Source organism: Ramlibacter rhizophilus, assembly GCF_004681965.1.
Lineage (GTDB): Bacteria > Pseudomonadota > Gammaproteobacteria > Burkholderiales > Burkholderiaceae_C > Ramlibacter > Ramlibacter rhizophilus.
In genome coordinates this window covers 103,224-117,522 of sequence record NZ_SMLL01000005.1, presented here as the reverse complement: position 1 = coordinate 117,522, position 14,299 = coordinate 103,224, and the positions used below count along the sequence as shown (strand labels likewise).

General features: G+C 68.7%; 10 protein-coding genes. 4 read left to right on the top strand and 6 right to left on the bottom strand.

Translation table 11 applies throughout. The features are described from left to right. Nucleotides 1–8: 8 nt before the first annotated feature. Entirely contained in the window at nt 9–3,155 is a 3,147-nt protein-coding gene (locus EZ242_RS13425; RefSeq protein WP_135285686.1) for an efflux RND transporter permease subunit, read from the top strand. A 109-nt stretch (nt 3,156–3,264) separates the two neighbouring features. Then, entirely contained in the window at nt 3,265–3,531 is a 267-nt protein-coding gene (locus EZ242_RS13420; RefSeq protein ID WP_135285685.1) for a hypothetical protein, read from the top strand. An 18-nt stretch (nt 3,532–3,549) separates the two neighbouring features. Here the strand turns inward: EZ242_RS13420 and EZ242_RS13415 are convergent, their stop codons facing one another. After that, the gene (locus tag EZ242_RS13415) at nt 3,550–4,482 is read right to left on the bottom strand and encodes a LysR family transcriptional regulator (RefSeq protein ID WP_205960651.1); all 933 of its coding nucleotides are present in this window, start codon (nt 4,480–4,482) and stop codon (nt 3,550–3,552) included. 57 nt (nt 4,483–4,539) lie between these two features. On the opposite strand from EZ242_RS13415, the gene EZ242_RS13410 reads away from it, so the two are divergent. Next, nucleotides 4,540–4,923 (top strand): protocatechuate 4,5-dioxygenase subunit alpha, encoded by a 384-nt coding sequence (locus EZ242_RS13410; RefSeq protein ID WP_135285684.1) that lies wholly within the window; start codon nt 4,540–4,542, stop codon nt 4,921–4,923. A 5-nt stretch (nt 4,924–4,928) separates the two neighbouring features. Further along, nucleotides 4,929–5,762 (top strand): class III extradiol dioxygenase family protein, encoded by an 834-nt coding sequence (locus EZ242_RS13405; protein ID WP_135285683.1) that lies wholly within the window; start codon nt 4,929–4,931, stop codon nt 5,760–5,762. A gap of 164 nt (nt 5,763–5,926) precedes the next feature. Here the strand turns inward: EZ242_RS13405 and rpoD are convergent, their stop codons facing one another. From rpoD to EZ242_RS13380, 5 genes are all read right to left on the bottom strand, one after another. Further along, entirely contained in the window at nt 5,927–8,308 is a 2,382-nt protein-coding gene (gene rpoD, locus EZ242_RS13400; RefSeq protein ID WP_135285682.1) for an RNA polymerase sigma factor RpoD, read from the bottom strand. A gap of 284 nt (nt 8,309–8,592) precedes the next feature. Continuing rightward, nucleotides 8,593–10,389 (bottom strand): DNA primase, encoded by a 1,797-nt coding sequence (gene dnaG / locus EZ242_RS13395; protein ID WP_135285681.1) that lies wholly within the window; start codon nt 10,387–10,389, stop codon nt 8,593–8,595. Between the two features lie 56 nt (nt 10,390–10,445). After that, a complete protein-coding gene (locus EZ242_RS13390; protein ID WP_135285680.1) occupies nt 10,446–12,233 on the bottom strand; it encodes a gamma-glutamyltransferase family protein in 1,788 nt (595 codons plus the stop codon). A 62-nt stretch (nt 12,234–12,295) separates the two neighbouring features. Then, nucleotides 12,296–13,054 carry a 3-hydroxyacyl-CoA dehydrogenase gene (locus EZ242_RS13385; protein ID WP_135285679.1) on the bottom strand — a complete coding sequence of 253 codons (759 nt, stop codon included), beginning with the start codon at nt 13,052–13,054 and terminating at the stop codon, nt 12,296–12,298. 117 nt (nt 13,055–13,171) lie between these two features. After that, nucleotides 13,172–14,215: an extracellular solute-binding protein gene (locus tag EZ242_RS13380; RefSeq protein WP_135285678.1), complete on the bottom strand. Its 1,044-nt coding sequence runs from the start codon at nt 14,213–14,215 to the stop codon at nt 13,172–13,174. Nucleotides 14,216–14,299: the final 84 nt, after the last annotated feature.

Genomic DNA, 14,299 nt, shown 5'->3' with positions numbered 1-14,299 from the left:
GCCGGTCCATGCAGTTGCCCGAGATTTCCATCCGCCGGCCCGTGCTGGCCACGGTGCTGTCGCTGCTGGTCGTCCTGATCGGTGCGGTGAGCTTCCAGCGCCTGTCGGTGCGCGAGTACCCCAAGATCGACGAACCGGTGGTCACGGTGAGCGTGCGCTACCCGGGCGCCTCGGCCGAGGTGATCGAGTCGCAGGTCAGCAAGCCGCTGGAGGACTCGATCGCCGGCATCGACGGCGTGGACGTCATCACGTCCATCAGCCGCGCCGAGCAGAGCCAGATCAGCGTGCGCTTCCGCCTGGAAAAGGACGCCGACGCCGCTGCCGCCGAGGTGCGCGACCGCACCTCGCGGGTTCGCAACCGGCTGCCGCAGGCCATCGACGAGCCGGTCATCTCCAAGGTGGAGGCCGATGCCTTTCCGGTGATCTGGCTGGCCTTCACCAGCGACACGCTCAGCCCGCTGCAGCTCAACGACCTGATCAACCGCCTGGTCAAGCCGCGCCTGCAGACCGTCAGCGGCGTGGCCGACGTGCGCATCTTCGGCGAGCGCAAGTACGCCATGCGCGTCTGGCTGGACGCCGACAAGCTCGCGGGCTTTCGCCTCACCACCCAGGACGTGGAGGACGCCATCCGCCGCAGCAACCTGGAGCTGCCGGCCGGGCGCATCGAATCGCAGCAGCGCGAGTTCAGCGTCACCTCGCAGACCGACCTGGTGCGGCCCTCGCAGTTCGGCGAGATCGTGATCAAGAACGCGGCCGGTTACCCGGTGCGCCTGCGCGACGTGGCGCAGGTGCGCGAAGGCCCCGCCGACGAGCGCAGCGCGGTGCGGCTCAACGGCCGGCCGGCCATCTCGGCCGGCGTCATTCGGCAGGCCACGGCCAACCCGCTGACGCTCTCGCAGGGCGTGCGCGAGATGCTGCCCCGGCTGCGCGAGGACCTGCCGGCCGGCGTGAACATCGACATCGCCAACGACAACTCGCTGTTCATCGACCGCTCGGTCAAGAACGTCTACCGCACCATCGCCGAGGCGGTGGTGCTGGTGGCGCTGGTGATCTTCGTCTTCCTGCGCACGCTGCGGGCCTCGATCATCCCTATCGTCACCATCCCGGTGAGCCTGATCGGCACCTTCGCGATGATGGCGCTGGCCGGCTTCACCATCAACACGCTCACGCTCCTGGCCCTGGTGCTGGCCATCGGCCTGGTGGTGGACGACGCCATCGTGATGCTGGAGAACATCTACCGCCACATCGAGGAGGGCATGGACCCGTTCTCGGCCTCCATCAAGGGCGCGCGGGAGATCGGCTTTGCCGTGGTCACCATGACCTTCACCCTGGTGGCGGTGTATGCGCCGCTCGCGTTCACGCCGGGGCGAACGGGGCGGCTCTTCGTGGAGTTCGCGCTGGCGCTGGCCGGGGCGGTGCTGGTGTCGGGCTTCGTCGCGCTGACGCTCACGCCCATGATGTGTTCCAAGCTGCTGCGCCACAACCCCAAGCCCGGCTGGTTCGACCGCGGCATGGAGCGCGCTCTGACGGGTGTCTCCAACGCCTACGGCCGGGCGCTGCGCTGGGTGGTCAGCGCCCGCTGGCGCGGCGCCGGCGCCGGCGTGCTGGGCCCCGTGCTGCAGGCGCGCTGGCTGGTGCTGGGCCTGATGGCCGCCAGCGCCTGGGCCATCGCGGCGGTCTGGCCGACCATGAAGCAGGAGCTCTCGCCGCTGGAGGACCGGGGTGTCGTGCTGGCGAGCGTGAACGCACCGGACGGTTCCACGCTGGCCTACACCGACCGCTATGCGCAGGCGCTGGAACGCATGGGCCAGCCCTATCCGGAGTTCGACCGCATCTTCGCCAACGTGGGCAACCCCACCGTCTCGCAGGCCAGCGTGGTGTTCCGCGCGGTGGACTGGGAGGACCGCAAGCGCACCACCCTGGAGCTGGCGCGCGAGCTCGCGCCGCGCTTCAACGCGCTGCCGGGCGTGAGCGCCTTCGTGATCACGCCGCCGTCGCTGGGCCAGGGCTTTCGCGAGCGGCCGCTGAACTTCGTGATCCAGACCTCCGACAGCTACGAGAACCTCAACCGCGTCACCCGGCAGTTCATGGACGAGATCGCCAAGAACCCCGGCATCGTGGGCGCCGACGTGGACCTGCGCCTGAACAAGCCGGAGCTGCGCATCGACGTGGACCGCGACAAGGCGGCCGACCTGGGCGTGAGCGTGGACGCCGTGGCGCGCGCGCTGGAGACCATGCTGGGCGGGCGCAACGTCACGCGCTACAAGCGCGACGCCGAGCAGTACGACGTGGTGGTGCAGGTGCAGTCCACCGGCCGCAGCACCCCGGAAGACATCGAGCGCATCCAGGTGCGCGCGCGCGGCGACACCATGGTGCCGCTGTCGGCGCTGGTGAAGGTGCGCGAAAGCGTGAGCCCGCGCGAACTGAACCACTTCGGCCAGCGGCGTTCGGTCTCCATCACCGCCAGCCTCGCGCCTGACTACTCGCTGGGCGAGGCGCTGCAGTTCATGGACGCGACGGCCGCGCGCATCCTCAAGGGCGGCTACACCACGGACCTGAACGGCACCTCGCGCGAGTTCCGCAGTTCGCAGGGCGCGCTGGCGGTGGTCTTCGTGCTGGCACTGGTGTTCATCTTCCTGGTGCTCGCGGCGCAGTTCGAGAGCTTCGTCGATCCGCTGGTGATCATGCTGTCGGTGCCGCTGTCCATGGTGGGCGCGCTGCTGGCGCTGAAGTGGTGGGGCGGATCGCTCAATGTGTACTCGCAGATCGGCCTCATCACGCTGGTGGGCCTCATCACCAAGCACGGCATCCTGATCGTGGAGTTCGCCAACCAGCTGCGCGAACAGGGGCTGGAGATGGTCGATGCGCTGGTGAAGGCCGCCACGCAGCGCCTGCGACCCATCCTCATGACCACCGGCGCCATGGTGCTCGGGGCCGTGCCGCTGGCGCTGGCCGAAGGCGCGGGCGCCGAGAGCCGCCAGCAGATCGGCTGGGTGATCGTGGGGGGCATGTCGCTGGGCACGCTGCTCACGATCTTCGTCGTGCCCACCATGTACACCCTGTTCGCGCGTCGGGGCGTGCCGGGGGCGAACAAGGCCGTGGCCCAGGACGCGGGCACGGCCCACCACGGTCCCGCCGAGCTGCTCGCCAAGTAGGCAGGCGCCGACACCCGCATCAGAAGCCCGAAGCCGCCGGTGGCCCCGGTGCGCCGACATGCGCAGGGGGGAGCCCTGCCTACGCTGGTTGCATCGAAGGAGATATGCGATGCGACAACTTCCCAAGGCGATCCCCGAGCTCGACGGTGGCCTGTTCCTACCCCGGCAGGTGGTGGACCTCCTCGAGGTCGTGCTGGACGAACATGACCGGATGCTGCAGGCGGGCGAGCGGCGCGAAAGCCGGGTGGTGCTGGGCGAACTGCGCGAGCTGCTGCGGATGACGGGGGCGCGCCCGTCCCTGCCTTCCGCGCGCGACCAGCTTGGACTGGCCGACCCGCAGCAGGAAATGCTGGCGAGGAACCTCACGCGCGGCTGATGGGCCTGGCGGACCGCCTCAGCTTGCGACAGTTGCGTCGACCGGTCGCTCCTCCAGCGCGAGCGGCACGACCTCCAGCAGCTGCGCGCGCAGCCACTGGTGCGCGGGCTCGTGCTGGTGGCGCAGGTGCCACAGGGCATACATGGGAAGCGGCTCGCAGGGCACCGGCGGCTCGCAGTGCGCGAGGCCCGTGAGCGTGTGCCGTGCGAGCAGCCCCGGCGCGGTGGCCACGAGCTCGCTTCCGCGCAGGAAGGCGGCCAGGGCGGCGAAGCCCGGGACCATGACCGCGAAGCGCCGATGCAGGCCTGACGCTTCCAGGCGCTGGTCCAGTTCGATCCCCCGATGCGGGTCATACACCACGGTGGCATGCGAGGCCGCGAGATACTCCTCGCGCAAGCGGGGCGGGGCGCGCCGGCTCGGGTCGTAGAAAACGCGCCAGCGGTCGGTGAAGAGGCGCTGCTGCAGCACGTCGGCGCCGTCCGGCGGCCGCGGGCTGATCACCAGCTGGCACTCGTCCCTTCGCAGCATCTCCAGGCGTGGGACGCCGGAGGGGATCACGCGCAGCACCACGCCCGGCGCGCGCACGCGCAGCCGGCTCGCAAGCGGCGGCAGCAGCAGGTCGCGCTGGAAGTCGTTGGCGGCGATGGTCACGACCGCCTCCCAGCGGGCCGGATCGAAGGTGCCGGGATGGGCGAATCGCCGCAGGGCATCCAGGATGTCCCGCGCCGGGGCGGCGAGCGCCTGCGCATGGGCGGTCGGCACGACGCCGCGGCCTGATTTCACGAAGAGCGGATCGCCCGTGAGCGCGCGCAGGCGCTCCAGGCCGTGGCTCACGGCCGACTGCGTCACGCCCAGCTGCTGGGCCGCCCGGGTGATGCTGCCGCTGTCCAGCACGGCCAGCAGCAGGTGCAGCAGCCGGCCGTCGAGTTCGGATCCATCGATGCGGTTCATGGGTCGGATGAAGAGAGCCCGGTTGATCGTTTGTAGGCCCGCAGCAAGACTGCCGGCATGACACAGGTCAACCCGATCCGCCCCGCCAGGCGCATTCCAGGCACGGTGCTCTTCGACGGCGCCCAGGCCCGCAAGGGCTACGCCCTGAACCGCATGTGCTTTTCCTTCAACGACGCGGACCATCGAAGCGCCTTCCGGGCGGACGAGGAGGCGTACATGCACCGCTTCGGCCTGGACGAGCAGCAGAAGCAGGCCATCCGCCGGCGCGACGTGCTGGGCCTGCTGGACGCCGGCGGCAACATCTACTACCTGGCCAAGTTCGCCGGCATCCTGGGCCTGGACGTTCAGGACCTGGGCGCGGCGCAGACCGGCATGAGCAAGGAAGCGTTCAAGGCCATGCTGGTGCGGCAGAACGAGCAGCCCGACACGCTGGAGGACTGAAGGCCATGGCACGCATCATCGGCGCCCTCACCACCTCGCATGTGCCCGCCATCGGCGCGGCCATGGCCAAGGGCCTGCAGCAGACCCCCTACTGGAAGCCCTTCTTCGACGGGTTCGGTCCGGTCCATCGCTGGCTGGAGGACGCGCGGCCCGACGTGGCTGTTGTGTTCTACAACGACCACGGCCTCAACTTCTTCCTGGACAAGATGCCCACCTTCGCGGTGGGCGCGGCCGCCGAGTACCGCAATGCGGACGAGGGCTGGGGCCTCCCGACCCTGCCGCCTTTCAGGGGCGAGCCGGAGCTGTCCTGGCACCTGATCGAGCACCTGGTGGAGCGCGAGTTCGACATCACCAGCTGCCAGGAGATGCGGGTGGACCACGCCTTCACGCTGCCGCTCACGCTGTTCTGGCCGCAGGGCGTGCCGGTCACCACGGTGCCGGTGTGCATCAACACCGTGCAGTTCCCGCTGCCGAGCGCCAAGCGCTGCCTGGCCCTAGGACGCGCGGTGGGCGAGGCGCTTCGCAGCTGGGAGAGCGACAAGAAGGTGGTGGTCATCGGAACCGGCGGCCTGTCGCACCAGCTCGACGGCGAACGCGCCGGCTTCATCAACAAGCCCTTCGACCTGAAGTTCATGGACAGCCTGGTGAACGAGCCCGAGTGGGCGACGCAGTTCTCCATCCACGAGCTGGTGGAAAAGACCGGCACCCAGGGCGTGGAGCTGCTGATGTGGCTGGCCGCGCGCGGCGCGCTGGAAGGGCCGGTGCGCAAGCTGCATTCGAACTACCACATCCCGATTTCGAACACGGCGGCGGGGATGATGGCGCTGACGGCCGGGTGAGCTTTCTTGCTCCTCCCCCCTCTGGGGGGAGGTTGGGAGGGGGGCTGCGCAAGAAGCCGCATGGTCGGCGCGCCGGCCCCCACCCTAACCCTCCCCCAGAGGGGGAGGGGGGAAGAAAAAAGGGCCGGATTCGCATCCGGCCCTTTCATTCATCACTCACGTGCTCACAGGCTGTCGATGAAGCTGCGCAGCTTGTCCGAGCGGCTCGGGTGCTTGAGCTTGCGCAGGGCCTTGGCCTCGATCTGGCGGATGCGCTCGCGCGTCACGTCGAACTGCTTGCCGACTTCCTCCAGCGTGTGGTCCGTGCTCATCTCGATGCCGAAGCGCATGCGCAGCACCTTGGCCTCGCGCGGGGTGAGCGAGTCCAGGATGTCCTTGACCACGTCGCGCAGGCCGGCCTGCATGGCCGCCTCGATGGGGGCGGTGTTGCCCGTGTCCTCGATGAAGTCGCCCAGGTGCGAATCGTCGTCGTCGCCGATCGGCGTTTCCATGGAGATCGGCTCCTTGGCGATCTTCATGATCTTGCGGATCTTGTCCTCGGGGATCTCCATCTTGGCCGCCAGGATGCCGGCGTCCGGCTCGAAGCCGAACTCCTGCAGGTGCTGGCGCGAGATGCGGTTCATCTTGTTGATCGTCTCGATCATGTGAACCGGGATGCGGATGGTGCGCGCCTGGTCCGCGATCGAGCGGGTGATGGCCTGGCGGATCCACCACGTGGCGTAGGTCGAGAATTTGTAGCCGCGGCGGTACTCGAACTTGTCCACCGCCTTCATCAGGCCGATGTTGCCTTCCTGGATCAGGTCCAGGAACTGCAGGCCGCGGTTGGTGTACTTCTTGGCGATGGAAATCACCAGGCGCAGGTTGGCCTCGATCATCTCCTTCTTGGCGTCGCGCGAGGCGGCCTCGCCTTCATTCATGCGGCGGTTGATTTCCTTGAGCTCGCCCAGCGGCACGACCACGCGCGACTGCACGTCGGCCAGCTTGGTTTGCAGCTCCTGGATCGGCGGGATGTTGCGCGCGATCACGGTGCTCCAGGGCTTGCCGGCGGCGGCCTGCTTTTCCACCCACTTGAGGTTCAGCAGGTTGGGCGGGAACTCCTTGATGAAGAGTTCCTGCGGCATGCCGCACTTGTCCACGATGATGCGGCGCAGCTCGCGTTCCTTCTTGCGCACGTCGTCCACCTGGGTGCGCACCATGTCGCACAGCTTCTCGATGGTCTTGGCCGTGAAGCGGATGGTCATCAGCTCCTCGGACAGCTCGTGCTGCGCCTTCTGGTAGGCCGGCGTGCCGTAGCCTTCCTTGTCGTAGATGCGGTGGATCTTCTCGAACAGCTCGGCGATGCGGCTGAAGCGCTCCAGCGCCTGGTTCTTCAGCTCTTCGAGCTTCTTGGTCAGCGCCTTGGAGCCGCCGTTGCCGTCGTCGTCATCGTCGGCGTCGAACTCGTCGAAGTCCTCTTCGGCCACGTAGTCATCGGCCTCGTTGGGATCGGAGAAGCCGTCCACCACGGTGGAGATGACGACCTTGCCTTCGCGGATCTCGGCGGCCATGCGCAGGATCTCGGCGATGGTGGCCGGCGAGGCGGAGATGGCCTCCATCATGGCCTGCAGGCCGCCTTCGATCCGCTTGGCGATCTCGATCTCGCCCTCGCGGGTGAGCAGTTCGACCGTGCCCATCTCGCGCATGTACATGCGCACCGGGTCGGTGGTGCGGCCGAACTCGCTGTCCACGGTGGACAGGGCGGCTTCAGCTTCCTCCTCGGCTTCCTCTTCGGTCGCGGCGGTCGGGCCGGTGTTGGTCAGCAGCAGGGTCTCGGCGTCCGGTGTCTGCTCGTACACGGCCACGCCCATGTCGTTGAGCATGGACACCACGACTTCCAGCGTCTCGGCCTCCACCAGCTTCTCGGGCAGGTGGTCGGTGATCTCGGCGTGGGTCAGGTAGCCACGCGTCTTGCCCAGCTTGATCAGCGTCTTCAGGCGCTGGCGGCGCTTGAGCATCTCCTCTTCGGTCAGGACGGTCTCGTCCAGGCCGAATTCCTTCATCAAGGCCCGCTCCTTGGCCTTGCTGATCTTCATGCGCAGGGGCTTGACCTTTTCGGTCACAGCCTCGGTGTCCGCGGCGGGCGTCTCTTCGGCGAACTCGGCCTCGATGTCGGAGAGGTCTTCGTCCTCGGTCTCGGCGGACTTGCCGGCGACGGCCGTGGTGGCGGCCTTGGGCTTGCGGCCGCGCTTGGCGGGCGCCTTGGCCGGCGCGCCGGACTCGGCGGAGGCGGCCTTGGGCGGACGACCGGGCTTTTTCTTAACGACAACCTCTTCCGTCGCAGCCGCCGTCTTCTTCAGCTCATCTTTCGCGGCAGCGGCGGTCTTATCGGATTTGGCGGTGGTTTTCGTCACAGGCACAGGCTTGGCTTTCGTAGTGGGCTGGGCCGCAGCCGAGCCCGAGGCCTTGACGACCTTGAGCTCGGGCTTGGCGGCAGTGGAGCCGGATTTGACTGCCTTCTTGGCAATGGGTTTCGCAGCGGCCGTCTTGGCAGGCTTCTGTGCGGGCATGAGCGAGTACCTTCAGGAATGCAACACCAAACACAAATCGCGCCAGACGCGGCGCACGGACGACGCGGGCCCTTGCCCTGCGCTGCGTGATGCAGGCCAGGGTGGGGGCGAGCGCCTTCAGGGGCAAGATGGGTGGGCGAACATTTGGAGTGCAGTCCTTGCGGTTGTTGGCGCTGTCGTGCCGGGAATTCCCGTCTGCACTGTCGGCCGGCCCGGAGGTGCTGCTGTCGCTCTTGCCGCGAGCAAACCGCACATTATAGCGATGCGGTCGGATTTCAAGGTCCTCAGGAGGGCTGTTTCGGCGCGGGGCGGCTCGCGGCCACGAGCTGCTTGAGCCTTTCGTACGCATCCGGATCGGTGGCCGCGCGCTGCGAGAGGGCCTTCATTTCCTCCGCTCGGCGGTGCTCGCGCTCGCGCTGGACGATGTTGGCCAGCTCGGCGGGGTCGTTCTCGATGGCCTCGGGCAGGCGCTCCATGAGCCTGGCGGCATAGTCTTCGTGCTCATGGCCGGCCAGCACCGGGCGCAGCGCCGGCCAGGGCACCGGACCGGCCTCGTGCAGGCGCGCGTCCACCCAGGTGAAGAGCGGACCGTGCGGCGCAGGCAGCTCGCACAGCAGGTGATGCTCCTCGCCGGACAGGCGCTCCCAGGTCCCCGGGTCCGACAGGACGATCTGCAGGGCGCGGTCGGCGCGGCCGAGGGGATGCACGCGGCCACGCACCCGAGCGGCCGGCTCGCTGCCCGGCTCGCGCCACGGGCGTCGTCGCTGGCCGCCGCCGGCCACGGGTCGGCCGGTCCAGACGGATTCGAGCTCCGCGCCCGACAGCTGGCACAGCCCGGCGATCTCGGACAGCAGCTGGCGCTTGAGCGTGCCTTCGGGCAGGGCGGTCCACAGCGGCTTGGCATTGGCCGCGAAGCGGGCCCGGCCTTCGGCGCTGGACAGGTCGCAGCCCTCGCGGGCGCTGTCGACCAGGAAGCGCGACAGCGGCGTGGCCTCGCCCACGTAACGTGCGAAGGCGTCCCGGCCATGCTCGCGGATGTAGCTGTCCGGGTCGTGCTCGGACGGCAGGAACAGGAACTTCACCGAGCGCAGGTCCGTGGCGTAGGGCAGGGCGCCTTCGAGCGCCTTGCGCGCGGCGCGGCGGCCCGCGGCGTCGCCGTCGAAGCTGAATACCACCGCGTCGGTGAATCGGAAGAGCTTCTGCACGTGCTCGGCGGTGCAGGCGGTGCCCAGCGTGGCGACCGCATTGGGAAAGCCGAGCTGCGCGAGCGCGACGACGTCCATGTAGCCCTCGGTGACCAGCACGTAGCCCTGCTCGCGCAGCGCCTGGCGGGCCTCGAAGAGGCCATACAGCTCGCGCCCCTTGCTGAAGACCGGCGTCTCGGGCGAATTGAGGTACTTGGGCTTCTCGTCCCCCAGCACGCGACCGCCGAAGCCGATGCACTCGCCCTTGACGTTGCGGATGGGAAACATCACGCGGTCGCGGAAACGGTCGTAGCGCTTGTCGTCCTCCTCGTGGACGATGACCAGGCCGGATTCGGCCAGGAGCGGGTCGTCGTAGTGCGCAAAGACGCTGGCGAGCGAGCGCCAGCCCTCGGGGGCATAACCCAGGCCGAAGCGCTTCGCGACCTCACCCGACAGTCCGCGGCCCTTGAGGTAGGCGACGGCGCGCGGCGCATTCTTCAGGTGCTGGCGGTAGGCCTCGGCGGCTTTTTCCAGCACCTCGGTGAGCGTGGCCTGCTGCTGGCGTTGCCGGTCGGCCCGTTCGCGCTCCTGCGGCGAGCGTTCGTCCTCGGGCACCTGCATGCCGAACTGGCCGGCCAGGTCCTTCACCGCTTCGACGAAGCCCATGCCCGCGTGCTCCATGAGGAAGCCGATCGCGTTCCCATGCTTGCCGCAGCCGAAGCAGTGGAAGAACTGCTTGCTCGGGCTCACGGTGAAGGACGGCGACTTCTCCGAATGGAAGGGGCACAGGCCGGCGAAGTTGGCGCCGGTTTTCTTGAGCGGGACGTAGCGGCCGACGATCTCAACGACGTCGGCACGGGCGAGCAGCTCCTGGATGAATGATTCGGGGATGGCCATCGATGGGTACTGCGTGCGCGGCCGCTATTGTGACCAGCCCGGCAGCGATCTCGCCCTCAGTCTCCCATGACCACGCCTTCGCGGCGTGGATCGGCCCCGCCGAACCAGCCGGTCGGCGTGCGCGCGATGGCCTGCAGGCCGCTGGTCATGGCTTGCTCGCGCACCTCGGCGCCGCGGGCGCGCAGGGCCAATGCCGTGGCCGTGGGAAAACGCCTGTCCTCCAGCAGCGTGGGGCCGTTGTTGGAGCCGAAGTTGGGCAGGTCGATGGCGCGTTGCGGATCGAGCCCCCAGTGGAAGACGCCCTGCAGCGTCTTGGCCACGTAGTGGATGATGAGCGCGCCTCCCGGGCTGCCGCCGGTCAGCGCCAGCTGGCCGCTGTCCTTGTCGAACACCAGCGTCGGCGCCATGGACGAGCGCGGTCGCTTGCCCGGCTGCACGCGATTGGCGATGGGGCGCCCCTGGGCGTCGGCGGGGGCGAAGCTGAAGTCCGTCAGCTCGTTGTTCAGCAGGAAGCCCTTGACCATCTGGCGCGCGCCGAACTGGTCCTCGATGGTGGTGGTCATGGCCAGCGCGTTGCCGAAGCGGTCCACGATGCTGATGTGCGAGGTGCCGAACTCCGGTTGCTCCGGCATGGGCGCCGTGCGCGCCGCGGCGGCGCCGGTGGGCGTGCCCGGCTGCGCCACTTTCATGCTCTGCTCGCCGATCAGGCTGGCGCGGCGCGCGAGGTAGGCGGGATCGACCAGGCTCATCCAGCTGCCGACGGGTGGCTGCACGAAGTCCGGGTCGGCGATGTACTGGGCCCGGTCGGCGAAGGCCAGCCGCGCGGCTTCGGTGTAGAAGTGCAGCCACTGCGCCGACGGCAGGCCGCTTTCCAGCGGAAGCCGCGCGGCCGGCGTGGCGTTCAGAATGCCCAGGATCTGCCCGACCGTGATCGCGCCTGAGCTGGGCGGCGGGAAGCCGCACAGGCGCCAGGGCTTGCCTGCGGCCGTCCAGTCGTGGCAGAAGGCCTCGCGCTTTATAGGCTGGTAGCCCGCGAGGTCGGCCAGGCTCAGGCGGCCGGGGTTGCCCGGATGCGAGCGGACCTTCTGCACGATGGCCTCGGCGATCTCACCCTCGTGCAGGGCTTTCGAGCCCTCGCGCGCAATCCGGCGCAGCACGGCGGCGAGCTCCGGGTTGCGCAGTACGTGGCCGACGTCGTGCGGCGCGCCGTCCGCCTTGTAGAAGTAGGCGGCGGCCGCCGGGTCCTTCTTCAGGTGCGCCTCGTTGGCCAGCAGCGTGTTCAGGCGCGGACTGACCCGGAAGCCGCGCTCGGCCAGCAGGATGGCCGGCTCGATCAGGCGCGCCCAGGGCAGTCGCCCGTGTTCGCGGTGCGCCAGCTCCAGCATGCGCACGGTGCCGGGCACGCCGACGGCGCGGCCCCCCACCACGGCTTCGTAGAAGGGCAGGGGCTTGCCGTCGGGGCCGAGGAAGAGGCGCTCGTCGGCGGCTGCGGGCGCGGTCTCCCGGCCGTCGTAGGCCTCGACCTTGCGGCCATCGTGATGCAGCAGGAAGGCGCCGCCGCCGATGCCGCTGGACTGCGGCTCCACCAGGGTGAGCACCATCTGCACGGCCACCGCCGCATCGATGGCCGAGCCGCCCGCGCGCAGCACCTGGAAGCCGGCGTCGGTGGCCAGCGGATTGGCCGCCGCCACGGCGAAGCGGTTCGTGGCCCAGCCCGGCTTGGCGCTCAGGCCGGAGGCGGCTTCAGGCTGGTCGGGCGGCTGGTAGCGGAACCCGGACCCGCCGCCGGCGCAGCCGGCGAGCAGCAGGGCGGCCACGAGCGAGCCGAGCGCGGGGAAGGGCATGGCAGGTCGCTTCTTGTTGGAGGACGGGCCATGCTAGTCGCTCCCGCCCGGCGCACCAAGCCTCAGCGCGGCGCCAGGCGGATGGCGCCGTCCAGGCGGATCACCTCGCCATTGAGCATCTCGTTCTCGAAGATGTGCCGGGCCAGCTTGGCGTAGTCCTGGGGCGTGCCCAGGCGCGAGGGAAAGGGCACGCTGGCGGCGAGCGAGTCCTGCACTTCCTTGGGCATGCCGAACATCATGGGCGTGCCGAAGATGCCCGGGGCGATCGTCATGTTGCGGATGCCATTGCGGGCCAGGTCGCGTGCGATGGGCAGGGTCATGCCGACGACGCCGCCCTTGGAGGCGCTGTAGGCGGCCTGGCCGATCTGTCCGTCGTAGGCGGCCACCGAGGCGGTGGAGATGAGGCAGCCGCGCTCGCCGGTGGGCTCGGGCTCGTTGCGGGCCATGGCCTCGGCCGCCAGCCGGATCATGTTGAAGCTGCCCACCAGGTTGACCATGACCGTCTTGGTGAAGGTGGCCAGCGTGTGGGCGCCGCTCTTGCCCACCGTCTTTTCGGCCGGGGCGATGCCGGCGCAGTTGACCAGGCCCATCAGCTTGCCCATGCCGACGGCCTGGGCCACCACGGCCTGCGCGTCGGCCTCCTGGCTCACGTCGCAGCGCACGAAGGCGCCGCCGATCTCGCGGGCCACGGCTTCGCCTTTCTCCTCCTGCATGTCGGCCACGACGACCTTGCCGCCGCACTCGGCCAGCATGCGCGCCGTGCCTTCGCCCAGCCCCGAGGCCGCGCCGGTGACGATGAAAACCTTGCCCTGGATGTCCATGAGTGCTCCTGAAAGACGTTGACGTTGACGTAAACGTCATTATTGCCGAGGGCTTGCCCGGCCCCCCAATGCAAGCAGCCCGGCGGAGCCGGGCTGCGCACGGGACCGCGAGGCGGCTTACTTGAAACCGACCCGGTCCAGCATCTGCTGGATCTTGACCGTGTTGGCGCCGACGGCGGCCAGCGGGATGGTCTCGGCCTTGAAGTCACCGCCGCCGCTCATGGCCTGCAGCGCGGGGTTGTCGGCCTTCACGCCCTTAGCGGTGGGCCACTCGTTGTTGCCGTTGGCAAAGTAGTTCTGCGCTTCGGGGCTGGCCAGGTACTCCAGGAACTTGACCGCATTGGCCGTGTTCCTGGCGTTCTTGGCAACGGCGCCGCCGGCGATATTCAGGTGCGTGCCCCAGCTGTTCTGGTTGGGGAACACCACCCCGACGCGCTCCATCAGTGCCCGGTCTTCGGGCTTGTCGGAGCGCATGAGGCGCGCGATGTAGTAGGAGTTGCTCACGGCGATCTGGCATTCCCCGGCACCCACGGCGCGGATCTGGTCGGTGTCGCCGCCCTTGGGGGCGCGGGCAAGGTTGGCGACCAGGCCCTTGAGCCACTGCTCGGCCTGCTGCTCGCCCGTGTGCTCCATGACCGAGCCGAAGAGGGACAGGTTGTAGGGATGCGAGCCGGAGCGGATGCACAGCTTGCCCTTGTGCTTGGGGTCGGCGAGCTCCTGGTAGGTGTCCACGTCGGCCTTGTTCACCTTGGCCTTGTCGTAGACCACCACGCGGGCGCGGGTGGAAAAGCCGAACCAGGGCGTGCCTTCGGCCGAGGCCGTGCCGCGGTACTGCGCCGGAATGGCATCTTCCAGCACCTTGGACTTGATGGGCTTGAACAGGCCGTCCACCTCGCCCTTGTGCAGGCGGGCTGCATCCACCAGCAGGATCACGTCGGCCGGGGACGCCGCGCCTTCGGCTTTCAGGCGGGCGAGGATGCCGGCATCGTCCGCATCGACGCGGTTGATCTTGATGCCGGTGGCCTTGGTGAAGTTGTTGTAGAGCGCCTCGTCGGTGGAGTAGTGACGTGCGGAGTAGAGATTGAGCACCTGCTCCTGGGCAGAAACGGAGGCGGCGGTCGCCAGCGCCAGTCCGAAGGCGACGAGGGTCTTGCGGGTCATGGGTTCAATCGTTGTCGATGGTGGAAAGTGCGGCGGATGATAAGCGAAAACAAGAATGATTCGCAATCAGTGATCAGACCGAAA

Excerpts from the sequence above, each read along its gene's own strand:
- EZ242_RS13425 (WP_135285686.1), top strand. The coding sequence starts at position 9 with ATGCAGTTGCCCGAGATTTCCATCCGCCGGCCCGTGCTGGCCACGGTG.
- EZ242_RS13420 (WP_135285685.1), top strand. The coding sequence starts at position 3,265 with ATGCGACAACTTCCCAAGGCGATCCCCGAGCTCGACGGTGGCCTGTTC.
- EZ242_RS13415 (WP_205960651.1), bottom strand. The coding sequence starts at position 4,482 with ATGAACCGCATCGATGGATCCGAACTCGACGGCCGGCTGCTGCACCTG.
- EZ242_RS13410 (WP_135285684.1), top strand. The coding sequence starts at position 4,540 with ATGACACAGGTCAACCCGATCCGCCCCGCCAGGCGCATTCCAGGCACG.
- EZ242_RS13405 (WP_135285683.1), top strand. The coding sequence starts at position 4,929 with ATGGCACGCATCATCGGCGCCCTCACCACCTCGCATGTGCCCGCCATC.
- rpoD (WP_135285682.1), bottom strand. The coding sequence starts at position 8,308 with ATGCCCGCACAGAAGCCTGCCAAGACGGCCGCTGCGAAACCCATTGCC.
- dnaG (WP_135285681.1), bottom strand. The coding sequence starts at position 10,389 with ATGGCCATCCCCGAATCATTCATCCAGGAGCTGCTCGCCCGTGCCGAC.
- EZ242_RS13390 (WP_135285680.1), bottom strand. The coding sequence starts at position 12,233 with ATGCCCTTCCCCGCGCTCGGCTCGCTCGTGGCCGCCCTGCTGCTCGCC.
- EZ242_RS13385 (WP_135285679.1), bottom strand. The coding sequence starts at position 13,054 with ATGGACATCCAGGGCAAGGTTTTCATCGTCACCGGCGCGGCCTCGGGG.
- EZ242_RS13380 (WP_135285678.1), bottom strand. The coding sequence starts at position 14,215 with ATGACCCGCAAGACCCTCGTCGCCTTCGGACTGGCGCTGGCGACCGCC.